Here is a 24,962-nt window from a genome sequence, read left to right on the forward strand (position 1 = left end):
ATTTCACCGCCGGCCTGTCGCAGCCCCTGCACAGTCATTCTCCAACCGACCGGCCACTGCCCCATGGGCCTCCCGTCAGCTCCTTCCCATGATCGTTCTGCTCCTTCAGGCTCCAACCCCGCGTCATGCTGGTCTCGATCCAGAAATTGCCGCTCCGCCGCAGGACCACCAACGGCACTCCCAACAAATCCCCCAACCGCACCTCCAACTCCCCAACCGTCATCCCGTCGGTAAGCCCAACCTCGCTGTCAAGGATATCCTCCGCCTGGCGCCGCCATTTCTCCCCATCCCCATCCTCCACCTCCGACAGCCAGCGCACGCCGACTTTCGGGAATTCGATTTTCAAAAATGGATAGCGGGAGGAGAAGACTTTCTCTACTTCCTTGATAAACTGTCGATTGACGTGTGCCTTCATAATATGTGTTCCCATACCAAAAGTATTTCTTGCCCAACAATGGATCATGACCAGCAACAGCCGCCGGCCTGATCTTTATCATATCCCCACGACCGCCTTCGACCTGGTCGGTGCAGTCCCCGGAACATCCGCCGGGGCAATCTCGAGCACCATCCGGCCCTCGATCTCGCCCTTCTTCATGTCCGCAAAGATGGAATTGATATTTTCCAGCTTCGCCGGATGCACCGTGGCCCTCACCTTGCCGGCTACCGCAAAATCGATAGCCTCCTGCAGGTCCTGCCGCGTTCCTACGATACTTCCCCGCACCGTATACCGGTTCAGCACCGTCTCGAAGATCGGCAGATCAAACCCACCCGGCGGTAACCCGTTCAACGAGATGACCCCCTTCCTTCGTAAAGCAGACAACCCCTGCTTGAATGCGATCGGCGACACCGCCGTCACCAGCACCCCATGCATCCCGCCCACCTCTTTCCTGAGATATTCCCCGGGGTCCTGCTTCCGGGCATTGACGACAAGACTCGCGCCCAGCTTTTTAGCCAGCTCCAGCTTCTCATCGGCGACATCGATGGCTGCCACCTGCATCCCCATAGCCTTGGCATATTGCACCGCAAGGTGCCCCAAACCACCAACGCCGGATACCGCCACCCATTGGCCCGGTCGAACCTCCGTTTCCTTCAAACCCTTATACACAGTCACCCCCGCGCAGATGATCGGGGCCATCTCCACAAAATTGATCCCTGCCGGGAACCGGCCCACATACCGCGCATCGGCGATCACATACTCGGCATAACCGCCGTCCACGCTGTAACCGCCATTCTGCTGGTGCTCGCAAAGCGTCTCCCAGCCCGTGATACAATATTCACAACACCCACAGGCACTGTACAACCAGGGTACACCGACGATATCGCCTTCTTTCACATTCGTGACTTCAGGACCAACCGCAGCCACATACCCGATCGCTTCATGGCCGGGGATCAACGGCATCTTCGGCTTCACCGGCCAGTCGCCATCCACCGCATGCAGATCGGTATGACAGACTCCGCTCGCAATGACCTTGACAAGAATTTGATGAAGACCCGGTTCCTTCACCGGCATCTCCTCTATCTGCAACGGCTGCCCAAACGCATGGACCACCGCCGCCTTCATTTTTTTTGGTAACATGATAGTAATTTTAAAGCTTCCTCAGGCAAAGTGTAAAATGTACATCCAGGTTGTCCTTCACCCGGACCAGCCCTCCCATCTTCGTCGGGGGCACCAACCCGAAATCACTGAAGGTCAACGACCGGCTACCCTGTAGCACGATGGTCCCGCCATCCACCATCAGACTGCTGTAGTCGATCTCGAATTGCCGGCTCACACCCGACAACCCGATCTCCACCGAACCCTTCAACGACTGGATGACGCCGCAAGGCTCCGGCATCCGGTCAAGACTGATGAACGAAATCGATAACTCGGGATATTGTCCGTCGCGCAATGCCTTACGGAACTCGCCCGTCATCATCCGGTTATTACAGTCGAACCCATCGATCGGCAACCGGATCTCCCCACTGAGGGCAACTCCCCTGGCGCCACGGCAAGGCTTGGCGAAACAGATGGTATCCGGCGCCGCATATTCCCCAACCATACACGAAAATCGATTGACATTCGTCCGGCCGCTGACCTGCAGCGTACTGTTCTTATCCACCACCCATCTGAGCGTATCCCGCCCCGGCAAAAACAGGAACAAAAGAAGTAAGAGTCCCATAACAAAATATTTACTGCGCGAAGCCCCTCCGGGCTTCGCGCTGACAGACTAGAATCCAACGGTGGCCGCTACGACATACCCATGGAACTGCCCACCGCTACGATAGTCGTTGGTAGGAAAGTCCAGGTAGCTCTGCGTAACATACTCGCCTTTCAAAAGAACATTCTTTGTCAGGAACCAGCCGGCCGCTGCCGCAAACCGGTTCACCGTAATGGCGCTGTTGATGCCTTTCAACTCCGCCGTTACACCATTGTACCGCGCGCCGACAAACAGGTTCTCCTTGTGACCAAAACGATAGACCCCGTCCACCGCATACTGGTTGAAATGCCGGTTGATCTTTTCAGTTGTACCCCGGCCCTCTCCGTATTCATAGGTGCCGAACAGCTCGAATCCGGCGATCTTCGCAAACGCATTGAACATGGCCGCATCGACCTTGTAGCCGAACCCGGGGTTCAGCCGGCCCGAGAAAGCATCTCCCTCATAGGCGCTCTCCCCGTTGGCAGGAACTACATAGGGTTTCTCCATCACCATCCAGTAGCTCGATCCCGCACGGTCGCCGAAATAAAGGTCATTGCTGGGGCTGCTGTTGATATGGTAACCCGACGCGCTTACCCGCAGACGAACCAGCTCGGATACCTGGCGGTCGATCCCGATCTTCGCATACACCGCCGGATTCTTCCGGATAGACCCGTTCTGGACATTCCGCACAACCGAGTCGATGCTGGCTTTCAGCATCCCGTTGGTCAGCCCGACCATCCCGAATACGCCGTTCTTCTGAACCGTGACCTCACCCCCGATCTCGGTGGCAAAGGCATCTACGATATAGTTCTCGATAAAGGGATTGTAAAGGGCATGACCTCCATCCGTCCGCCGGAAATGCTGATCGCCGTAGTTGATCTCGAACTGCCCGAGCTTAATGGTGGTATATTTCATGATATCCGACCAGATCTGCCCCTTGAAAGGCAGCTTGTCGAACTGCAGGTAACCACCCCGGACCCAGGTCTCATTATGGTGACGGGTCGAGAGATAAAGCGCTACATTAAGATGGATGCCATCCGCCAGCAGGAAGTCCGTATACAGGTTGGCCTCCGCCTGGTTGAAGCCCGGGCTGATCGCATACAGCCCGTTATTCGTGAATTCCCCCATCCAGTTCTTCTCTTTCAGATTCTGGAACTCCTGGGTGAAACCGGCGCCGATGCGCACTTTCACGCCGTCGAAGGCGGCGCTGTCTTTCTTCTGGGACTCGAATACATTGATACCCGATTTGTCATAGGCCCGCAGGTAAGGGATCGACCCTTGCAGCGTCTGGGCTCTTAGTCCCGCAGGCGCGACCGCAGCCAGCAGGAACGATAAATAAGCGATGTTTTGGAAAAGACGTTTCATACAATGTTATTTTTTTTGGTTGTTTAAGCTTTTTTCAAAATAAGGTGGAAGGAAAGGACGATCTCGTTGCCCGTTTTGATCGTGCCGAGCATAAACGTCGGCGGATCGACGCTGAACTCCTTCATACTGATCTTCTCCGTACCGGTGACACTGATGGTGTTGTCGGCGTTGAGCTTACAAAGCGCGATGACATCCTCGTCACGCACCGCACCCGCAATACTCAGCTTGCCCTTGCAGGTGACTACCGCACCCCCGGCTTCGGCAGGGGCTACCGTTATCGAGTTGACGGTATAACTGATCACGGGGTTCTTGTCGGTCTTCAAGGCCTTGTAGGCATTGTTGTCCATGCTGCTGTGCTCGCTCTTCAGGCTGGTGACAGGCGTACTGAAGACCAGCTCGTCAACGCCCACGATCTGCCCGGTGCCGTTGATCGTGAAATTGGCCGAACAATCCGCCTTCGCGGACTTCATCGTCCAGTCGTGCAAGGTGGAAGTTCCGCTAACGGTAAGGTCTATCGTAGTGCCTGCATACCGGCCTTGTGCACCCGCCGCAAGGGCGCCCATGAAAAAAGGAAGAAGGAATAAGTGTCGCATAAAGAATTTTTTTTGGTTGACGAGGTAAAAATATCCGTCGGCCAATGCCCGGGAAATGACAGTGATCATCACCGTGAATGATTAATCCCCAAAAAAGAAGGAAGCACGGTCAGTGCTTCCTTCTACTTGCGTCATACGATAATATTGATCACCACCGGAGTTCACCGCGGAAATACTCCACCCATTCTTCTCCTTCCAGCCAGGCGGCCGTAACCTTCGTAGGATGCCGGATGCCATCCCAGCTCACATAGCCGCCGGCAGTGACCCGCCAGGGCGTCCGTTGTAGATGCCCTCCCTTCCCGCTCCTCCACCGCTGCAGCGTTTCAAATCGAACGAATTCCCCCGCTTCATTGAAGGAGAACAGTCCATGAACCGCCGATTCCCCAGCGCTGATAAAGGCTGCCGCCCGATCGGGCCCGACCCCCTCCCAACGGATATACGGTTGAACCGCATATGCCGGTATCAATAACGCCTCGGACAGCACCGTCACCAGCGCCGACTCGTCCATCTCCCTGCCCCGAACATCCTCGATCGTAAATATCTTCAACAGCCGAACCAGCATATTGCCCCGCCCACTCTGAAACTTATCCCTCGCCTCCAACGGCAGCACTCCGCCAACCCTCATCCTCATGTGCACGATCCGGACCGGATCCGGCACGGAATTGAATTGCTGGCATTCCATCTTCCGCCACCGGCCCCCACGCGATAGCTTCATTTCGACATTCGCCCACTTCAGCTGCGCATACCATTGTTTCTTCCGCCCCGCGAATCCGCAGACGGTCATATAACGCCTCACCGGCGCGGGTAGCTCTGCCAGTTCGTCCGATGAAAGTTCCGCCACTTCCCGGCTCAGGAACTTTCCCCGCTCCTGGCGGATCTCATCCAAAAAAAGTTCGTGTAAAGTGGTCATAGATCTTATTTTATTATGGGGACAGAAATAGCATGCTCCATCTGCGCATACAGTGCCTCGACGTCTCGCTGATGACATAGTTCAGTACCCGGATTCATCACCGTCGCCGCTCCGCAGGCCACGCCAAATCGAACAGCCTCCTCCATCTCCATATCCCGGCCCAGACCCACCACGATGCCCCCAACAAGCGAATCCCCCGCGCCCACCGTGCTCCGCCGCTCCACCACCGGCGCCGCCATCTCCTTCACTCTCTCTCGGGTCACGAGCAAGACTCCGGCTGCACCCCGGGATACGACAACGACTTGCGCACACCCTCTACTCACGATCGCCTTCGCCGTCTCCTCCGGCCTCTCCGGTAAACCCATCTCCCTGGCCAGCCAGGCCAGCTCATCTTCACTGGGTTTGATCAGGAAGAGCCCAACCTCCAGCGCGGCGCGCAGCTCCGCTCCCGCCACATCCACCACCAACTTCGCGGCCTTTCGCTCGCATAACCGCCGGATACGCGACCACAGATCAGGCGGCGCCCCCGCAGGCAGACTCCCGCTGACAATGACGATGCCGCCCTTATCCAGCGCGGTCAACGCATCCAGGCACCGCGTCCAGCTATGCTCTGTTAAGGGAGCGCCGGGTTCGATGAACCGGTATTGCTTCCCCGTACTGATCTCATGAATATTGATATTCTCCCGGATATCCGCCAGCATCGGCACCGGGTAAGTGTCGACACCTTCAACCCTCAGCAACTCGGTCAACAACGACCCATGATATCCGCCGGAAGGATACACCGCCAACACCGCTCCCCCAAGCCGGTGGATCACCCGCGCAACATTGATGCCGCCGCCGCCAGGCTCCAGGCGCGGCGCGGCGCATCTCATCTTCTTCTCCGGCTCGAGTTTGTCGATCTCGATTCCCTTGTCGACACAGGGATTGAATGTAACCGTAATAATAGGGGTCATAAAAACAGTTTAAAAGGGTCACAAGATCATATCGGCATGGACACTCTTCTCCGCCTCGAGGATATTCTCGATCCCCTTCAGCAACGCATCCGCATTAAAGGAAATAGTGTCGATGCCTTCCCGTACCAGGAACCGCGCGAACCCGGGATCATCGCTGGGCGCCTGACCGCATAAGCCGATCTTCACACCCGCGGCCCTGGCGGCATGAATGACCTCGGCGATCAATTGCAGGACGGCCTTGTTCTTCTCATTGAAAAGTCCCGCCACCAACGTCGAATCCCGGTCGATGCCAAGCGTCAACTGCGTCAGGTCATTACTGCCGATGGAAAATCCATCAAAGATGCGCGCGAAATCTTCCGCGAGCAGGACATTGCTGGGTATCTCCGCCATCATATACACCTTTAATCCATGCTCGCCTCGGTTCAGACCAAACTCCGCCATTTCCGCGATCACCTTCTCTCCCTCCTCCACCGTCCGGCAGAAAGGGATCATCACCTTCAGATTGGTCAACCCCATCTCCTCCCGGACCTTCCGGATCGCCGCACATTCCAACCGGAACCCCTCCTTGTACAGCGGGCTGTAATACCGCGAAGCGCCCCGGAATCCCAGCATCGGGTTCTCCTCCTTGGGTTCGAACCCGGCGCCGCCCGGCAACCCCGCATATTCATTGCTCTTGAAATCGCTGGTCCGCAGGATCACCTCCTTCGGGTAAAAGGCCGCCGCAATGGTGGCAACGCCCTGCGCCAGGCGATCGATGAAATATTGCCGTTTATCCGCATATCCCCGCGTGAGGGCCGAGATCTTGTCCCTGACCGGTCCGGCGGGCAAGCTCGCAAAATCCGCACAGGCCATCGGGTGCACCCCGATAAAATTGGTGATGATAAATTCCATCCGCATCAAGCCCACTCCCCCGTTCGGATAATAGGAAAGCTCGAAGGCCTGGTCCGGATCGCCAACGATCAACATCGGCTTGACCACCGCCGGCATCGCAATATTCCGCAGATCGGTTGTCGTCTCCTTCCACTCCGCCTTCCCCTCATAGATCGAGCCTGTCCCACCCTCGCAACACGAAACGGTGATCACGTCCCCATCGCTCACACAAGACGTCGCATTGCCCGTACCCACCACCGCTGGGACACCCAGCTCCCGGGCCACGATGGACGCATGACTCGTCCTCCCGCCCTTGTTGGTAACGATGGCCGCAGCTTTCTTGAGCACCGGGTCCCAGTCCGGACTGGTGCTGTCCGTCACGATGATCTCTCCGGGCTCCAATCGCCCGGCCTCCCCGGGATGACTCATGATCCGCGCCTTCCCCGCGACGATCTTCTTTCCCACCGCCTCGCCGGATGCAAGCCGCTTTCCCTTGCTCACCACGGAATAGCTGGTGAGCATCCGCGGGTCCCGCCTCGACTGCACCGTCTCCGGCCGGGCTTGCAGGATATACAGCTCCCCACTGACCCCATCCTTCGCCCACTCGATATCCATCGGTTGACCATAATGTTTTTCTATCAGCAGCGCCCATTCCGACAACCGCAATAGCTCGCTGTCCTCCAACACATACCGGTCCCGCAACGCTGCGGGCGTCTCCACATTGACCGTGTTCCGTGTGAGGTTACCCCGCACCATCGTCATCTGCTTGGCCCCCAACGTCCGCCGGATCACCGGGTCCTTTGCCTTGCCCAGCATCGGCTTGAAGACAAGCCACTCGTCCGGCGTCGCCGCCCCCTGCACAAGGTTCTCCCCAAGCCCCCAGATGCCGGCAATATGCAGCACATCGCGGAAACCGGATTCCGGCTCGAGGGTGAAGATCACTCCGCTGCTGCCCTTGTCCGTATCCACCATCCGCTGGACGCCGGCCGACAAGGCGACACTGGCATGCGCAAATCCATTGTCCTCCCGGTACTTGATCGCCCGGTCGGTATACAGCGAAGCAAAACACATCTGCACGGCATCCACAACCGCCGCCTCGCCACTCACAAAAAGAAAGGATTCATGCTGCCCCGCAAAACTGGCGTTCGGCAGGTCCTCTGCCGTGGCGCTGCTCCGCACGGCCACAAGATGCTCGTCGGCGGGACAAAGCCGCGCATAGGCATTCCCAATAGCCAGACCCAGGTCATCCGGCATATCGGCGCAATAGATCAGTTGCCTGGCGCTCCCGCCGATCTCGGCCAGGTTCGAATAACTCACCCGGTCCAGCCGCTCCATCAACGCGGCCAGCTTCTCCGGCAACTCATTGAACGAAAGAAAATACCGGAAGGCCTCCGCTGTCGTCGCAAAGCCATCCGGTACCCGTATCCCCTTCGAAGAAAGCGCCGTCAGCATCTCGCCCAGCGAAGCATTCTTTCCGCCAACCGCCGGGATATCCTTGATCCCCGTTTCCGCAAATGATTTTATATAAGTAGGCATATCTATGTCTTTTTAAGAACACAAGATAGACCCACCCCGCCGCCACCCCCCTGACCCCCGTCACCCCCAAAATTGAGCTTAGTCACTCTACCTCACCACGATCTTCCCCGTCATCTGCGCCTGCTGCGTCCGCACACTGATCACATAGATACCCGGAACCGGCCGGCGGCTCAACGTCACCGGTATCAACGCCCCATTCGCCTGCGCCGTCGTCATATACACGGCCTTTCCCGAAAGATCAAAAAGGGTTACCGTACAACTCCCCGCAGTGACCCCCGAAAGCCGGACCGTAAAAGCATCCACGACCGGGTTCGGATACACCGTAAAGTTGCCGGCCGCAACGGAGACTTCGATGGCTACCACCGCTGAATACGTTGCCGTCCCATCAATATCCACCTGCTTCAACCGGTAAGAATTGACCCCGGCAACCGGAGCGGGATCCGTAAATGCATAATCCGTCAGAACATCGCTGTTGCCCACACCCCGCACCTCGCCGATCGTCGCGAAATCCCCGCCGGAAACACTCCGCTCGATCTCGAAATGGTCGTTATTCTTCTCCATCGCCGTCTCCCACTTCAACACGACGCTGCCGTCAACCAGCTGACCCGTAAACGCCGCCAGCTTCACCGGCAGGAACACAAATCCGCTGTTGGCCAGCACACCCGCACTGTTCGTACCGGAACCGCTGTTGGCCGAAGATGCGCCCGCGCTGCCACTGTTGAGTCCCCCCACGCCGACATTCGTCGTGGTAGTGATATTGGTCGTCGGCTGCGCACCCGGGTACAGGACTACCCCCTGACCACCACCACCGCCGCCGCCATGCGAATTCGCATCGGTGACGTTCCCGCCATTCCCGCCATTACCCTGCACCTTCAGGGGACAACTCGCCGAAGCGCTGAATGTATTGACATTCATCAGCACCGTGCCGCCCGCACCGCCACCACCGGCGCCATCGTTGCCGCTGTTCGCCGCATTGGCGCCATTCGCGCTTATCGTCACACTCCCCGAACACGAAGTGGCCAGGCTGTTGGCCTTCAGGATGACAATGCCGCCGCCGTTCGAACCCGCGGACCCGACACTGTTGTTCTGTTGGCCGCCACCACCGCCGCCACCCATGAAAAACCGGCTGTTCTGTATATAAGCGCTGAGCGCGTTGCCTCCATAACCTCCCACAGGCGTCATCGTGCAGGTCCACCCGGCGCCACCCTGGCCACCGGCCGAATAGTTGCCGCCGCCGGCGCCGCCGCCATTGTCGTCACTGCCGCCGCCACCGCCACTGGCTAATGGATTCCGGCCATATAGATAACCCGTGTTGTTCACCTGGATGCCCTCACCCCGCGCCGCATAGTTTGAACTGCTGCTCGCGTACACAGCGGTCTCGCAATTCACCTCGTAATTGGCCGACGCACTGCCGCCCCTGAATCCCGCGCCATCGGCCGTAATAGGGTAGGCCACCGTCAGCTTTCCGCTCACCTGCATCGCTACCACCCCGCCGATCTTCCCATTCCACGGCAGCGCTGTGATGGCCGCCGTCGTCACATAATCCGGCGACCCATACTTGCGGAAACTGATGATCTGCACGCTGCTCGCCCCGCCGAAAGCATAAGCATGGGCCGGCGCCGCGGTGACCGTCAACGAATTCGGCAACCCCGCAACACTCGCGATCGTCGCTACTTCATAGATACCTGCGTTTGCCGCCATACCCACCTTCCCATAATTACTGTTATTATTCTTCTTGCTGCCGACCACATCGTCCTGCATCTGCATGATAATGATCTGGTCACCGGCATTGAACGTGTGATACGTCTGGTTCACATTGCTGAGAGAAAGGGTCGTGCCGCTGATCCCGGTAACCGCCGCATAAGCGTTGATCTGCGCCTTCCCTTCAAATGCTGCTGCAAAAGCAGCCAAAATCAATAATATTTTCTTCATATAGGTAGAATTAAAACTGTCCCCCCCTCGTCCAATGGCGGGCCAAATCCTCAAAACATTGTAAAACAAATCAATGGAGTGATATTCAAAACCGGAAGATTTCCCTTAATGGGTTTTTAATCCAAAAACGGGAAAAATGCGCCCGAAGAGGCTAACCCAAAACAAGCCCGTTCGTAGTTCATCCTCTACACCCCGCCGCCGCACTCTCTACATGGGATCAAGCGCTCCATCGATTTTTTTCGGCCCCGCCTTGCCCCATCTTTGTATCGTTAACACAAGCAAATATTCAAGGACCCAGGCAAGCCGATCCGTATCCGTGAAAACCTGATCCGTACCCATGAGATCCCGATCCGTATCCTATCCCTTTCATCGTCACCCTTTGAAAACCGTTTACCCTAAAATCCAGATCCAACACCCCCGGGCAGGTACCCGGGGGTCCTTTTTTTGGCATCAACCCGCTCCAGCAACGGACTACTAATGGAAATTCCTTATATTGGCCTAAAGACCCGGATCGACCTTCGCAAATTCCCCTAAGTACAATTTCCGGTTAAGGCATTGAGGGTGGTAGTATTAACCCTTGAAGAAAATGAAAAGTATTCCCGCGTCCCGCCCGCCCTCCTATCGGGCGCTGGAACGATGGTCGATCTATCTTGCCTCCACGGTGATGGCCATCGCCATCGCGGTACTCGCCGGCTGGCAGTGGGACATCGTTTGGCTTCGCCGTCCCATCCCGGGTCTCGCCTCCATGAACCCCACCACCGCCCTGTCCTTTCTGCTCTCCACCCTGTCCTTTCTCGCTCTTACCCGTCGCAAGCGGTCCCGCTATCAACGCCCCGTCGGCGTTTGCCTCGCCGCCGCAGTGACGCTCCTCGGCGCCGCCTGTCTCACCGGCTATCTCCTTCCCCCACTCGCGATCGACCAATGGCTCTATTCTGCCCGGCTCAGATCCGGCATCCACGACAACCGGCTGCACCGCATGGCGATCAACACCGCTGTCTGCTTCATCCTCATCGGGCTTTCTCTCTGCAACATCAGCATATCCGGTCTCCGCCGCCGGTTCTCAAAGGCCACGCTGATCCGTCGCCAACGCGTCGCCGACGGCGCCGCACTCCTCACCGGCATACTCGCCGGGTTCTGCCTGCTGGGCTACGCCTACCGCGTAAGCGACTTCCAGGGATGGTTGTTGTATTTCTCCATGGCCGCGCACACCGCCTTTTGCTTCGCACTCCTGGCCACAGCCCTGCTCTTCCGCACCCACCAGGGGCTGATCCATGTATTCACCGATTCCCTTACCGGCGGAATAATGTCCCGCAGGCTGCTCCCCTTCGCCTTCCTGGTCCCCGCCGGCCTGGGATGCCTGCGCCTCCTGGGCCATTGGAATGGCCTGCTTACCACCGAATTGGGCGTCACCCTGCTGGTGCTGAGCATCATCATCTGTTTCGTACTCGTCATCTGGTACAATGCCCGGCTCTTAAACCGTCGCGATAACCAGCGTCGCCAGGCAGAGGCAGCCCTCCTCGCCGCCGAATCCCGCTGGTCATCCCTCGTCAGCAGCATAAAAGATATGGCCATCTTCCTCGTCAGCCCCGACGGCACCGTCCTATCCTGGAACGATGGCGCCGAAAAGATCAAAGGGTATAAACAAGACGAGATCGTCGGCCAACCCATCTCCGTCTTTTATACCCCGGAAGACCTGGCTGCCGGTGAACCCAAACACAACCTGCAACTCGCGATAACCAACGGCTCTCACCAATCCCAGGGCTGGCGAATTAGAAAGGACGGCTCCCGCTTCTGGGCCGAGATCGTCTTTACCCCCATTTATGACCAGCATCACCAGCTGCAAGGCTTCGCCAAGATCACCCGCGACACCACCGGACAAAAACTCGCACAGGAAAAGATCGCCTATCTCGCCCGTCTCATCGAAGATACCAGCGACGCCATCTTCTCCACGGGCAACGACGGCGCTATAAAGACATGGAACCGCTCAGCCGAATCCCTCTTCGGCTACACCGCCGCCGAGGTCATCGGCAAACTGGCCACCGATCTCATGCGCCCCCAGATCACCGACGATGTCCGCGAACCCATCCGCCGGGAGCTCGAAGAACACGGCTTTTGGAAAGGGGAGATCGTCTATCTCGACCAGGCCGGGGACAAACACACCATCCTGCAGTCGGTATCCAATGTCCACGGACCCGATGGGAAGCCCGATGGTTACGTCATCGTTGGCCGCGACGTGACCCACTGGAAGCAAGTGGAAGACCAACTCCGGCAATTTAACACCCTCCTCGAGACCCAGGTAAAAGAAAAGACGACCGAGATCTCCCAGTCCAACGCCGATCTCCGTTCCCTCGCTTCCCACCTGCAGGACATCCGTGAAGAAGAACGCGCCGCTATGGCCCGCGAAGTGCATGACGAACTGGGCCAGCAACTCACCGGGCTCAAGATGGACCTCGCCCTCATCGCAAAACGCCTTCCGACCGCCGGCATGGATTGGCTGATCGAAAAGACCCAACAGACCATCGCTCTGCTCGACACGACCATCCACACCGTCCGTAAGATCGCCACCGAACTACGGCCCAGCATCCTCGACGACCTCGGCCTCGTGGCCGCCATCGACTGGCAGGCCCAGGAATTCATGAAACGTTCCGGCATCGACACCGTATTCCAAAGCGACCTGGCCACCCTCGATCTCACCCCATCCGTGTCAATCGGCCTCTTCCGCATCTGCCAGGAATCCCTCACCAACATCGCCCGCCACGCCGGCGCTCATAACGTGGAAATCACGCTCAAAAAAAACGACGGCCGGCTCGAGCTCTCCATCAGCGACGACGGCCGCGGCATCGACGCGCAAAGACAATCCAGCAATGGCAAGACCCTCGGCCTCCTCGGAATGAAAGAACGCGCCCTGATGATGGGCGGCGCCCTCACAATAGACAGCTCACCCGGCAAAGGCCTCAGGCTCTCGGTCACCCTGCCTCTTCACCATCAACACAAACCATAAATTATAAACCCTCCTATGCTCAGAATCCTGATCGCCGATGACCACACCGTAGTCCGCCGAGGACTCCGCCAGATCCTGCTCGACGAATTCCTCGCCGCCCATATCGTCGAGGTGGCCGATGCCGACGAACTCTTCAACCAGGTACTGAAAAATGAATGGGACGTCGTCATCACCGACATCTCCATGCCCGGCCGAAGCGGCCTCGACGTCCTCCAACTCATCCGCCAACATTACCCCAAACTCCCCGTCCTCGTTCTCAGCGTCCACCCCGAAGACCAATACGCCATCCGCGTGATGCGCACCGGCGCATCCGGCTATCTCAACAAGGACTCCGCCCCCGAAGAACTGGTCAAAGCCGTCCACCGCATCCTTCTCGGAAAAAAATACATCACCCCCTCCCTCGCGGAAAAACTGGCGGACTCCCTCGACCAGGGCGCCGACCGCCTCCCCCATGAGAATCTCTCCGATCGCGAATTCGAAGTACTCAAGATGCTCGCCGCCGGAATGCCGGTGGCCGACATCGCCGATACGCTTTCCCTGAGCCCCACCACCGTCAGCACCTACCGCGCCCGCATCCTCCAAAAGTTGAACGCAAAGACCAACGCCGACCTCACCCGCTATGCCATGGAGAACAAGCTCATCTGACGATAACGCCTCAGCCCCCGGCAAGTCGTCCGCTGACAACGTGTAGTCGTCCGACTACAATATGCCCCCAATCCCATTACACGAGTCCGGTCAGCTCCTCTACCCCCGCCCCCCGGAGCCGGTACTATCTTTGTACCCATGGATCGCAAACACCTCCTTATCGTCGATGATGCACCCCTGATCATCTCCCGGCTGACAACGCTGCTCGAAGATTTGCCATGCCTCGCTTCCATCGACAGCGCAGCCACCGTCGCAGAAGCCGTCGAAAAATTGTCCAACTCCCCGCTCCCCGATATTGTCCTCCTCGATATCAATCTTCCCGACCGCAACGGCATCGACTTCCTCCGCCAACTCCATCGGGACTACTCCCATATCATCGTCATCATGCAGAGCAACCAGCAGGGCGCCTCCTACCGCAATCTCTGCCTCCAGCTCGGCGCCTCCTATTACATCGACAAGTCCACCGAGTTCCAGCTCATCCCCCTCATTCTCTCGACCATTTGCTCCGGCTCCATGTAGTCATTCCTCTACGCCCATCCGTCATATCCAGTACAACCGATTCACCAAGCCTTCTATTTCCGGCAACCCGCCCACTTCCGTTCTTTGTCGAAACAATTTTCTATGAACAGCTACCCCTGGCAGTTGACAACCTGGACCGCCCGATTGGAACATCGGCAGCCGTTTTATCTCGCCGTGATCGACGGCGAGACCCGCCTCGGCTTCGTCAACTCGCACTTCCACCTGCAATTCCAGCAGGGGGACAACCCAACCCAAACCACGTTGCTCCGCTGTCTCATAGACGCGCGCGACCGGCGCCGCTTCGACAACGCGGTCACGGCCTGCCTCGCCGAAGAAAAGGCAGTCCGCCTCGAAGTGCGCATGCTGACGCCAAAAGAAACCAGGTTAAGATGGGAACTCCGGTTCCTTGAATCCATCGGCAACAGACCCGGACGACTGGTCTGTCTTGGCTACGCCGTCTCCAACGAAACATCGGGCGACCTACTCACCCACCCCGGCAACGCCACCGGCCTGGCTATCGACTCAACGCAGGACACCGGTTCAACCCCGGAGGCCGCCGATGTCATCGGGGAACTCCAGCAGCGCCTGATCCACCAAAAAGAAATAACACATAAAAAGGTTCGCGAAGCGGCAATCCACAGCGAACAGCTCGAACGCGAACGCATCGGCCACGAACTTCACGACAACATATGCCAGATCCTCAGCAGCGCACAGCTCTTCCTCAGCTGCCTCACGCGCGAGAACGCAGATTTCGAGACCATAAAAGCAAAGACGGCGTCCATCCTCGCCACAGCCATCGAAGAGGTCCGGGCACTCTCCCACAATATCACCCCTCCCGGCCTCCACGAAAAAGGCCTTATCGAATCCGTCGACTGCCTCCTGGACGACATCCGCTACACGAACCGCTTCAACATCGATTTCGTATGGGCCGATCAGGCAACCCTGGAAACCCAGGACGCCAGTCTTAAGCAAACCATCTTCCGCATCATCCAGGAACAGATGCAAAACATCGGTAAATACAGCAAAGCCTCCTCCGTCCGGATCACCCTCCAGGCCGCCGACGAGCAACTACGGCTGCAGATCACCGATAACGGGGTCGGCTTCGACCCCAAAACAATTCGCCACGGCCTCGGCCTCGATGGCATCTGCCGCCGGGCAAAGCTCTTCAACGGGAAAGCCATTTTCCATGCCGCCCCCGGAAAAGGCTGCTCCCTCATCGTCACCATTCCCCTCGAACTCAAACCCATTGGCTGAACCCGGAACTCAAACCCATCCGCAAAAATTCCCAATATGCAGATCATCCACGTAACGCCAGGCAGATCCGACAACGGCCGCAACTTCGTCGTTAACAACCTCGCCATCCAACAAACCCGTGCCGGCCACCACGTCCGCCTCTGGGCCATCACTAAATACCCGCGCCACGATTTTCCGCCAAAACCCTTCCTTACCCGGCTCTTCCGTGCCCGTCGCAACCCCTTCGCCCTCGACCGGCAACTCCTGGCGGCTCTCGACACCATCGGCAACGGAACCATAAGCTCCCTGAACCCCGAAACCATCAGCCCCGATACCGTCTTCCATCTCCACGGGGCCTTCTCCCCGATCCTGTACTCCCTGGGAATGGCGCTGCACCGGCGCAACATCCCCTTCGTCCTCTCGGGGCATGGCGGATACAACACCGTCGCCATGCAACAACACGATTCCTGGCGCAGAAAACTCTACTTTCGCTTCTACGAGCGAAAGCTCCTCGAGGCAGCCCAAACGATCCACTGCCTCGGCAAAAGCGAAATGACCGGCATCCGCCGCCTGTATCCTAACAAAAAGACGGTCACCATCCCCTACGGATTCGAGTCCGGCGCCCCCTGTTCCAGCAATCCCCTTCCCGGCGTGTTCATCCTGGGCTACTCCGGCCGCCTCGAGATCCGCAACAAAGGACTCGACCTCCTGCTGCCGGCCTTTGCCTCCTTCCAGCGTATGGTCCCCCAGGCTCGCCTGTGGATCGTCGGAGAGGGTAGGGGCCGCACCAACCTCGAAGCCCTCGCCTCCCGCCTCGGTATCGCCGACAAGATCATCTTCTTCGGCCCCCGCTTCGGCGACGAACGCCTCGCCCTCCTATCCAAAATGCAGCTCTTCGTCTGCCCCAGCCGCAACGAAGGCCTCCCTTCCTCCGTTCTGGAAGCAGCCTCCCTCGGCCTGCCCTGCGTGGTCACCGAAGCGACCAACTTCGGCGATGCAATAAAAGAATATGCCTGCGGCGAAGTGATCCCCGCCCCACATCCCTTCTCCCTTCTACAGGCCATCGTCCGCGTCCACGAACGCATCCTGCAAAACGGCAGATCCACCCTGGGCAACAACGCCAAAAGGATGGTCCGCGAAGGCTTCGACTGGCGCAAGATCATCGAATGCTTTCAAGACGATCTCTACCGTTTTGCATAAAACAAACTTGACCTTTCCGGCAAAAAGGACTATCTTCACCATACCCTTTTTCAGACATCTGACGCTAACCATAACCGCCATCAAAAAAACCTTTCTTGATGATGATCCGTGTTCCCAGCGTCTACCTGGCCGACGATGACCCCGATGACCTCGAATTCTTCAAAGCCTGCATGCTGCGCCTGCACCCGCAGGTCAGCGTCTCCCTGTTCAAAGACGGAAGCGAATTGTTGAATTGCCTGAGCAGTTGCAAATTGGCCTACCTCCCGCACTGCCTGATCTTCGACTACAAAATGCCCAATCTCGGCGCCCCGGAACTCCTTCAGGCCACCGGGCCCGGTACCCCTTTTGCGGCAATCCCCAAGATCGTGTGGAGCACCTCCAGGCGCCAAAAAGAGATCGACGAATGCCTTCGCCTCGGCGCCGCCCGCTATATGGTCAAACCCACTACGAACCAGGAACTGGAGATATTCCTCCAATCGCTGCAGATCCCGGCCCCCTCGGCGGCATCCGGCGAATGGCGCCCGCAACGATTATGAACCCCGATACAAAGCCAGGCATCCCCAAGAATGTAAAGCCAGGCATCCCCAATAAAAAGGGGCGCCCCGACCGGGACGCCCACACCAAAAACACCACTACTAAGGCTATCAATAATATTTATTGGATAAGGAATCCTCTGGCCACCGTCTGCCCCTTCATCTCATATTGCAGGTAATACACCCCCGTAGGCAGCGCATCGAACTCATACCTCCAGCGCAAACCCCGATCCACACCGACCAACGCACCCGCAGCATTGACGATCCGCACAGCCGAAGGCTGCATTCCCGTGAAATACGCGATCACGGAATGTCCCTGCGTCACCAGCCGCAACCCCTCGTCGGCCGATCGCTGCAATTTCACCACCGAAGAATAGAATTCCTTCCCCGACGACCGGTGCACCAGCAGCCGGTATAAAACGACCCCGGCTGGCGGCTGAACATCGGCATACGCATAGGTCCTTATCCCATCCCCCGGGATGCCGGCCACATCGCCCAGCTCCGTCCAGGACGAACCGTCGGCACTCCGTTCGATGGTAAAATAGCCAACCTCCCCCGATTGATCGATCGTCCAGGACAGCGCAGCCGCATCGCCCTGCCACACGCCGGCAAATGCCGTCAGCGAAAGCGCCAGCACCGTCCCCTGGTGGGAAGCAGTGGCGCCGATAAAATTCCGCGCAACCGCCGCCTGCTGCACATAATGACTGGTCGTATTTACGCTCGAAGATGCCGATGCCAGCCAGGAACTGCCCAGCGATGAGTCCGTATACTGCAACACCGCCTCGGGATTGCCGTTGAGCTCCGAAGGCTGGTAATACAGCTGGATCGTACCGGTAAACGCGACCTGGCTGCCAAGCGAATACACCCGGTTGATGCCCGGCGCTGGCATAAGGTTCAACGCCGTATGCGAGATTTGCAAATTATTGGCGGCAACCGTCCAGTCGGCCGAAGGGGTCAGTACCAGGCTGTCCGCACTGAACAACGTCCCGCTCTTAACGGTAAGCGCCGAACCGCTTCCCACAGAAAAGACGACCGTCTGCGCGCCGGCGGTAAGAAAGGCAAGACCGCAGACAAGATGTATCGAAAAAAGAAAAAATCGTTTCATGATAAAGGATTAAACGTACAAAGCATTAATTGACCTGATCGCCAATGGATTCATACTGATTTTACCACCGCCGCACAACCTTCCGCCGTCCGCAATAGGCGAACCCACCACCGCATTGCCGGGATCCTGCAGGATATCGCTGGCGAGATCGGATTTCCCTTGCCGGATGGCCTTTTCATGCAATGCCTCCTGCAGTTGAAGCTGAAGGTCCTTGTCGGGTAATGAGTTCATGGATATAGGCTTCTCAAACGAAACGAGCCGAAAGCAAGGACATAGATAGCGCCGGCGCCATTGTAGCAAAAAATAAGTGCTTGTATTTATTGAATCCGTCTATAAGTTTCAAAAACACCTAATACAAAGTGCAACGACAAATAAAAAACGCAGCGGCAGGGTTTACGGAATGACGACCCTGCCATGAGCAAGCTATTGACAAAGAAGATCACCATTTTTCTCTCCGCGGACGCTAACGCGATGCAGGAGTATTATAATGGACACGACCCCGCCCCATTGTACAAAAGACAACTGAGCCACGGGTTCGAGAACTATATCTTCAATTCCGTAGCAGCCATCAAGCGGCACACCCAGGTCATCTATAATGTCTGTTATAAAGAGGAAGAAGAAAAAGAGAACGTCGAGACCCTGACCTATTCCATCCGCCACCACTTCCAGGAAAAGAAAGCCCTGAAAGAGGCCGAGTTCGAGAAGTTCAAACGCAGAAGCTATATGCTCCTGTTCATGAGCCTCGCCGTGGTCATTCTCTTTCAGGGACTTGTCCCCTACATCCTCAATGCCGATCACCGCATCCACTCGGGCCTCAGCAACAGCCTCGACGTGCTTTGCTGGGTTATCCTGTGGCGGCCCATCGACAAGCTGATCTTTTCCTGGAACCCTTATCTCAAAGACATTTCTATCCTCGACCGGCTGGCAAAGGCCGAGATCGTCGTCATCGATAATGAAGAATAACCTTGTAATGATATTGACCCTGATCACATACCACCCCGTTCCAGCCCAGTCGCACACCGGGTTCGAGCAATATTATTGCCCGGGCTCGTCCCTGGCTGCCGCACCGGTAACCCGGGTCTGGTACGCGACAGCCGGAAAAAGCTATATCGAGGCGCGATATAACTATGATGCCGAAGAGAATATCGGCCTCAGCGCCGGCAAACAATTCGGCGGCACGAATGCAAAAGGCTGGTATTGGACGGTCACCCCCACCGCCGGCATAGTGACCGGCAGTTGCCAGGGGTTCTCCCTCGGCGCCAATCTCGGGCTCCGCTATAAAAACTGGAACTTCTCCTCGGCCGCCCAGTTCACCCCGGCAAAAGGTGAAGGCTATGCCTGCAGCTGGTCCGAGCTCGGCCGGCCTCTCGGCAACAACGCATACCTCGGCGCGGCCCTCCAGCAGGACTGCCGCACCGGCTCCGGCTGCACGCTCAGCCCCGGCCTCACGGCGCAGCTGTCCGTGGCCGGCTGGACGGTGCCCCTCTATGTCTTCAACCCTTTTGACAAACGCGTCTTGCTGCTGATGGGCGTTACACGCGAATGGGTACTGCAAAAAAGCAACGCTAACCAAAAAAATGCCCCTTAAGCCAATGAACCAACCATATCTGATCTTCATTTGCGCCGCCCTCGGCGTCATGGCATTCCTGGCCTTACGGTATTTTCAAAGCCGCCTCCGCACCTTCGCGATGAGCAACGCCGCCCTCGAACAGGAAGTCGAAGACCTGCAGGAACAGCTGGACAGATACATCCGCAAAGAACAACGCAGCAGCCGCGAAGCCGCCGAGTACAAACAGGTGCGCGAAGGACTGCTCACCGCCCTGAGCCACGAGATCCGCACGCCGCTAAACGGCATAATGGGAATGGCATCGCTGCTCACCGGGACAAGCCTCACCCCTGAACAATTGGAATTCACCCGAACGATACACGACAGCGGCGAACACCTGCTAGCCACCGTCAACCGGCTCCTCGCCGGCAGCATCCTGAATCTCTCCAAATCCGGCTCCCTCGAAGATAGCCCGCCCGAATCGAAGGATTTCTCTCTGCGGGATTGTATCGAAGAGACGCTGCAGCTCTTTGCCGGCACGGCAGCAAAAAAGGGCGTAGATCTTATCTATATCATCGACGCCGAAGTCCCCGAGATCATCACCGGCGATCGCAAACGTCTTTCACAGGTTCTCGTCAACCTCGTCGAAAATGCCGTCCGCCATACCCACACCGGCGAGATCACCATCAGCGCCGGCCTGCTCCGGGCCGCGGAAAAGAATGCTCTCGACCTTTGCTTCGAAGTAAAAGATACCGGATCCGGCATCCCGGCGGAAAAACTGGAACAACTCTTCAAAGGCATCGGCGAACCCGAACCCGCCACCCAACACGCATCGGATAAAGCCGCCGGCGAAAACCAACCCGCCGGCTTCGGCCTCGTCATCTGCAAACGCCTCGTCGAAACCATGTCCGGCTTCATCGAAGCGGCAAGCGAACCCGGCCGCGGCAGCCATTTCACTTTCAGCATCCGCACCGCCAAAAGCCGCCAGGAAGCCCGCCGGTCGGCCGCCCGGCAACACCACGTCTTTGAAGGCCGCCAGGTGCTGGTCGTGGATACCCACGAAGCCCGGCGGAACTCGCTGGTCAAACGCCTGGAAAGAATGCAGATGCTCCCCGTCGCCGCGGACTCCGTCCGCCAGGCCCTTGGCATCCTCTCCCGGCATCCCGCGATCGATCTGCTCATCGCCGATAACGGCCTGCCCCCCACGGAGCTCGTCGAATTGATCAAAACCGCAAAGTCCCGCAAACCCGTCGTTTCCACCGTCGGTTGCCGCAACCCGGGCGACAACACCGCCGCCCCATTCGACACCGTCCTGTCACTGCCTATCCGCCAGCACGAGCTGAACGATCACCTGCTCGAGCTCCTGACCACACCCGCCGGCGAGTCCGTCCGGCCGGAATCCGGCCCCCTGCTGCCAAGCAACCTGGCCCAGGAATATCCGCTCCACATCCTGGTGGCGGAAGACCATCCCGTCAACCAGAACCTCGCCCTGACCGTTCTGGACAAGCTGGGCTACAAACCCGATATGGCCGCCAACGGAAAAGAAGTGCTGGAACGGGTAAGTCACCAGAACTACGATATCATCCTCATGGACGTCCAAATGCCCGAGATGGATGGACTCGAAGCGACCCGCATGATCCGGCGCTGCATCCAAAACCAGCCCATCATCCTCGCCATGACGGCCAACGCTATGCAAGGCGACCGCGATAACTGCCTGCAGGCCGGGATGGATGACTATATCAGCAAACCCCTCGAACTCGACGAACTGATCGCCCAATTGAAGAAGTGGAGCGCCGTCGTCCGCGAAAAAATAAACAACAATTAAAATCCCATTATGAAACACATCTATCTGATCACCGGATGCCTCCTGCTGGCGTCAACGCTGTATGCCCAGGTCGGCATCGGCACCGTATCCCCCAATTCCACCCTCGACATCCGGGGCTCGCTCTCGGCAGCCAGCCGTTCTTTTACCGCTTCGACCACCATCGCAGCCTCCGATCACACCCTCGTCTTTACCGGGACATCGGCGGCCACCGCCACCCTGCCCGACGCAACCGCCTGCACAGGCCGCATCTACTCCATCAAGAATTTCAGCACGACATCACCTGCACCCGTACTCACCATCGCCACCGTCTCTTCGCAGAAGATCGACGGACTCAGCTCCTGGTCGCTCGACGAGACAAACGAAACCGTCACCCTGATCAGCGACGGCGCCAACTGGGAAGTATATAGCGCGGGAGCCCCCGGGTCCACCGGCAGCAGTTGGAACGAAGGCGGCAATGGAGTCAACGCAGCGCGGAGCCTGGGAACCACAACCAACTTCGACCTCCCCTTTATCACCAACAACACCGAACAGATGCGGATCAAGACCACCGGTTCCGTCGGCATCGGCTCCACAGCCTTCTCCGCCAGCCCCGAAGCCCTGCTGGTCTACCAGAATAACTCTTCTTCTTATAACGTCATCGCCGGAAAAGGTAGCCTCAACAACTATCTCCAGTTGAACATCCAGAACAAGAACAACGGCGCCAGCGCCTCCTCGGATTTGGTCGCTACCGCCGATAACGGCAGCGAAACGGCCAACTACGTCGACCTGGGGATCAACTCCAGCGGCTACAGCAGCAGCGGCATCACCGGCGGCGCCGATAACGCCTACCTGTACAGCGCAGGCAACGATTTCGCCATCGGGAACAGCACCTCCGGAAAGAATTTGCTATTCTTCACCGGCGGCACCGCCACAGCCAACGAAAGGATACGCATCCAGTCCGCAGGAAACGTGGGGATCAACACAACAAGCCCGGCGGCAAAGCTCGACGTGGCCGGAACCGTCAAACTGGGAACGGCCGGAACCGTACTCAATTCCATCATCCGGTTCACCAACCAGAGCATAACCGATAATACGCCTTTTGACTACAACAGCGCCAGGACGGAAACCCTGACGCTTTCGGGAGTAAACCAATATGCCACCATTATCGTGACGCCAAGGAGCGCTCTCCCCACGCCCCTGGGCATCGGCTACGCCTACGCATCCGCCGCCAATACCGTCAATATCGTGATCATGAACAGCGGGACTACGACGACGCTTGGCACGGTGGCCTTCGACATTACGGTCATCCAGTAAACAATATGGGGATAGTTTTCTACAATCCGGACGCCTAAGGTTTCGATCACGTTCGCATAAAAAGATCTTTCAGCGCATCGGCAATCCGGCCAAGCCCGGCCATGTCATTCGGCTTGACGAAGTATTGGACGGCCCCATGCCGTTTACAAATTCCGACGTATTCGGGATTGCTGGAAGTACTCCATATCACCTTGGGGATCAATTTGTAACTGGGGTCGCGCTCGGTCGCCCGGAGTACGTCGGCGCCGGTCATCCCCGGCATCTTATAGTCCAATAACATGAGTCTGGGAAGCTCATTGCCCCCACAGTCCGACAGCCATTCCATTACCTCCCTGCCATTGGGGATCGTTTTTATACCGGCATCGGGCAATCGTTGATGTAAAAGGTCGATGATCATCTCCTGATCCTCAGGATCATCATCTGCGATAAGGATGTATGGCTGATTGGGCATTTAATTGAGGCGCATTTACGCGGACAAACGGCAAGATTGATGCCAACCGGGCCCGGGTCGGAAAAGTATGGCATTTTCCTTGAATGCTATTATTCTTATGCCTGACGCAAAACCTATAAAACCAACCCTCCCCATCCGTACGGAGGATCAATACCATTTGATGATCGATGAGGTAGAGGACTATGCCATCCTCATGCTTGACCCCAACGGGGTCATTCTCAATTGGAACAAAGGAGCGCAAAAGATCAAGGGATACGAAGAACACGAGATCGTCGGCCACCATTTCCGGATCTTTTACCGGCCCGAAGACCGCGACGCCGGTCTGCCCGAGCAGCTCATGGGCCGCGCGAAAATGCACGGCAAGGCCGTCCATGAGGGCTGGCGCATGAAGAAAAACGGCACCGCCTTCTGGGGCAGCATCGTCATCACTGCGCTCCACGACAGCAACGGCGAGATAATCGGGTTCTCGAAGGTCACCCGCGACCTCACCGAACGCAAACAGGCCGAGGACAGGCTCCTCCAATACGCCCGGCAACTGGAAGCGCAGAACCAGGAACTCCAGCAATTCGCCTACGCTGCCGCCCACGACCTGAAGGAACCCCTTCGCAAAATGCAGCTGTATTATTCGGTCCTCCTCGAACATTTGGATGAACCTGTCTCCTCTGAAAAGAACCGCCTCTCACTCGACCGTTCGGTGGAGGCGGCCCGTCGCATGCAACAACTCATCGACGATCTCCTCCGCTTCAGCCATGTCGCAGGCTCGATCGAAAATCTCGAACCCGTCGATCTCGACAAGATATGGCAGGACGCCGAAGGAGAATTCCGCGAAACCATCGAACAGTTACACGCCACCGTTCAAAAGACCCGGCTTCCGCAGGTAAACGGCATCCCCTTCCAGCTGCGCCAGCTTTTTGTCAACCTGATAAGCAATTCCCTCAAATACCGCGACGAAAACCGCCCGCCACGGATCGACGTCACCTCCACCACCGTCCACCTGCCGGAAAAAGCACACGCCTGGGCCGGACAATGGTTCGAGCGCATCGATATCCGCGACAACGGCATCGGCTTCGATCCCCGCCAGGGCGAAAAGATCTTCAATATGTTCGAACGCCTCCACGGCCGGGAAAAATACAGCGGAACCGGCATCGGGCTGGCCATCTGCAAAAAGATCATGGAGAACAACCAGGGCTTCATTGAAGCCACCGGCGCCCCCGGCGAAGGCGCCACCTTTTCCTGTTTCTTCAGAAAGGAATGATCCCACGCCGCCAAAAATAG

General features: G+C 57.6%; 23 protein-coding genes. 11 read left to right on the plus strand and 12 right to left on the minus strand.

Annotated elements, in window-relative coordinates; translation table 11 throughout:
* Positions 1-34 precede the first annotated feature (34 nt).
* From VHE34_RS03230 to VHE34_RS03270, 9 genes are all read right to left on the minus strand, one after another.
* A complete protein-coding gene (locus tag VHE34_RS03230) occupies positions 35-430 on the minus strand; it encodes a hypothetical protein (protein ID WP_325584524.1) in 396 nt (131 codons plus the stop codon).
* Between the two features lie 63 nt (positions 431-493).
* Positions 494-1,576, minus strand: a complete 1,083-nt coding sequence (gene adhP / locus VHE34_RS03235; RefSeq protein ID WP_325584526.1) for an alcohol dehydrogenase AdhP — start codon at positions 1,574-1,576, stop codon at positions 494-496.
* A 10-nt stretch (positions 1,577-1,586) separates the two neighbouring features.
* On the minus strand, positions 1,587-2,159 hold the full coding sequence (locus tag VHE34_RS03240; protein WP_325584528.1) for a hypothetical protein: 573 nt from the start codon (positions 2,157-2,159) through the stop codon (positions 1,587-1,589).
* Positions 2,160-2,207: 48 nt separating this feature from the next.
* Positions 2,208-3,542, minus strand: a complete 1,335-nt coding sequence (locus tag VHE34_RS03245) for a hypothetical protein (RefSeq protein WP_325584530.1) — start codon at positions 3,540-3,542, stop codon at positions 2,208-2,210.
* A 23-nt stretch (positions 3,543-3,565) separates the two neighbouring features.
* A complete protein-coding gene (locus tag VHE34_RS03250; RefSeq protein ID WP_325584532.1) occupies positions 3,566-4,135 on the minus strand; it encodes a hypothetical protein in 570 nt (189 codons plus the stop codon).
* Positions 4,136-4,283: 148 nt separating this feature from the next.
* Positions 4,284-5,045 (minus strand): DUF6544 family protein, encoded by a 762-nt coding sequence (locus tag VHE34_RS03255; protein WP_325584534.1) that lies wholly within the window; start codon positions 5,043-5,045, stop codon positions 4,284-4,286.
* A 5-nt stretch (positions 5,046-5,050) separates the two neighbouring features.
* On the minus strand, positions 5,051-5,998 hold the full coding sequence (locus VHE34_RS03260) for a 1-phosphofructokinase family hexose kinase (RefSeq protein WP_325584536.1): 948 nt from the start codon (positions 5,996-5,998) through the stop codon (positions 5,051-5,053).
* Positions 5,999-6,016: 18 nt separating this feature from the next.
* The gene (ppsA, locus tag VHE34_RS03265; protein ID WP_325584538.1) at positions 6,017-8,404 is read right to left on the minus strand and encodes a phosphoenolpyruvate synthase; all 2,388 of its coding nucleotides are present in this window, start codon (positions 8,402-8,404) and stop codon (positions 6,017-6,019) included.
* Between the two features lie 87 nt (positions 8,405-8,491).
* On the minus strand, positions 8,492-10,336 hold the full coding sequence (locus tag VHE34_RS03270) for a T9SS type A sorting domain-containing protein (protein ID WP_325584540.1): 1,845 nt from the start codon (positions 10,334-10,336) through the stop codon (positions 8,492-8,494).
* Positions 10,337-10,922: 586 nt separating this feature from the next.
* Between VHE34_RS03270 and VHE34_RS03275 the strand changes: the two genes are divergently transcribed.
* The 6 genes from VHE34_RS03275 (at position 10,923) to VHE34_RS03300 (ending at position 17,470) form a co-directional block, all read left to right on the plus strand.
* On the plus strand, positions 10,923-13,337 hold the full coding sequence (locus VHE34_RS03275) for a PAS domain S-box protein (protein WP_325584542.1): 2,415 nt from the start codon (positions 10,923-10,925) through the stop codon (positions 13,335-13,337).
* A 15-nt stretch (positions 13,338-13,352) separates the two neighbouring features.
* Positions 13,353-13,982: a response regulator transcription factor gene (locus VHE34_RS03280; RefSeq protein WP_325584544.1), complete on the plus strand. Its 630-nt coding sequence runs from the start codon at positions 13,353-13,355 to the stop codon at positions 13,980-13,982.
* Between the two features lie 138 nt (positions 13,983-14,120).
* Entirely contained in the window at positions 14,121-14,501 is a 381-nt protein-coding gene (locus tag VHE34_RS03285) for a response regulator (protein WP_325584546.1), read from the plus strand.
* A 102-nt stretch (positions 14,502-14,603) separates the two neighbouring features.
* Positions 14,604-15,755 carry a sensor histidine kinase gene (locus VHE34_RS03290; RefSeq protein WP_325584548.1) on the plus strand — a complete coding sequence of 384 codons (1,152 nt, stop codon included), beginning with the start codon at positions 14,604-14,606 and terminating at the stop codon, positions 15,753-15,755.
* A gap of 36 nt (positions 15,756-15,791) precedes the next feature.
* The gene (locus VHE34_RS03295; protein WP_325584550.1) at positions 15,792-16,934 is read left to right on the plus strand and encodes a glycosyltransferase family 4 protein; all 1,143 of its coding nucleotides are present in this window, start codon (positions 15,792-15,794) and stop codon (positions 16,932-16,934) included.
* A 98-nt stretch (positions 16,935-17,032) separates the two neighbouring features.
* On the plus strand, positions 17,033-17,470 hold the full coding sequence (locus VHE34_RS03300) for a response regulator (RefSeq protein ID WP_325584552.1): 438 nt from the start codon (positions 17,033-17,035) through the stop codon (positions 17,468-17,470).
* 118 nt (positions 17,471-17,588) lie between these two features.
* Here the strand turns inward: VHE34_RS03300 and VHE34_RS03305 are convergent, their stop codons facing one another.
* On the minus strand, positions 17,589-18,572 hold the full coding sequence (locus tag VHE34_RS03305) for a hypothetical protein (protein ID WP_325584554.1): 984 nt from the start codon (positions 18,570-18,572) through the stop codon (positions 17,589-17,591).
* Positions 18,573-18,581: 9 nt separating this feature from the next.
* Positions 18,582-18,803 (minus strand): hypothetical protein, encoded by a 222-nt coding sequence (locus VHE34_RS03310; RefSeq protein ID WP_325584556.1) that lies wholly within the window; start codon positions 18,801-18,803, stop codon positions 18,582-18,584.
* Between the two features lie 183 nt (positions 18,804-18,986).
* On the opposite strand from VHE34_RS03310, the gene VHE34_RS03315 reads away from it, so the two are divergent.
* The 4 genes from VHE34_RS03315 to VHE34_RS03330 are packed head-to-tail and all read left to right on the plus strand — an operon-like array spanning position 18,987 to position 23,236.
* The gene (locus VHE34_RS03315; RefSeq protein ID WP_325584558.1) at positions 18,987-19,535 is read left to right on the plus strand and encodes a hypothetical protein; all 549 of its coding nucleotides are present in this window, start codon (positions 18,987-18,989) and stop codon (positions 19,533-19,535) included.
* 7 nt (positions 19,536-19,542) lie between these two features.
* The gene (locus VHE34_RS03320; protein WP_325584560.1) at positions 19,543-20,160 is read left to right on the plus strand and encodes a hypothetical protein; all 618 of its coding nucleotides are present in this window, start codon (positions 19,543-19,545) and stop codon (positions 20,158-20,160) included.
* A 4-nt stretch (positions 20,161-20,164) separates the two neighbouring features.
* On the plus strand, positions 20,165-21,943 hold the full coding sequence (locus VHE34_RS03325) for a response regulator (protein WP_325584562.1): 1,779 nt from the start codon (positions 20,165-20,167) through the stop codon (positions 21,941-21,943).
* A 9-nt stretch (positions 21,944-21,952) separates the two neighbouring features.
* Positions 21,953-23,236, plus strand: coding sequence for a hypothetical protein (locus VHE34_RS03330; protein WP_325584564.1), 1,284 nt, complete (start codon positions 21,953-21,955; stop codon positions 23,234-23,236).
* 46 nt (positions 23,237-23,282) lie between these two features.
* Here the strand turns inward: VHE34_RS03330 and VHE34_RS03335 are convergent, their stop codons facing one another.
* Entirely contained in the window at positions 23,283-23,687 is a 405-nt protein-coding gene (locus VHE34_RS03335; protein WP_325584566.1) for a response regulator, read from the minus strand.
* A 97-nt stretch (positions 23,688-23,784) separates the two neighbouring features.
* On the opposite strand from VHE34_RS03335, the gene VHE34_RS03340 reads away from it, so the two are divergent.
* Entirely contained in the window at positions 23,785-24,942 is a 1,158-nt protein-coding gene (locus tag VHE34_RS03340) for a PAS domain S-box protein (RefSeq protein ID WP_325584568.1), read from the plus strand.
* Positions 24,943-24,962 lie beyond the last annotated feature (20 nt).

The organism is Puia sp., assembly GCF_035546395.1.
Taxonomy (GTDB): Bacteria; Bacteroidota; Bacteroidia; order Chitinophagales; family Chitinophagaceae; genus Puia.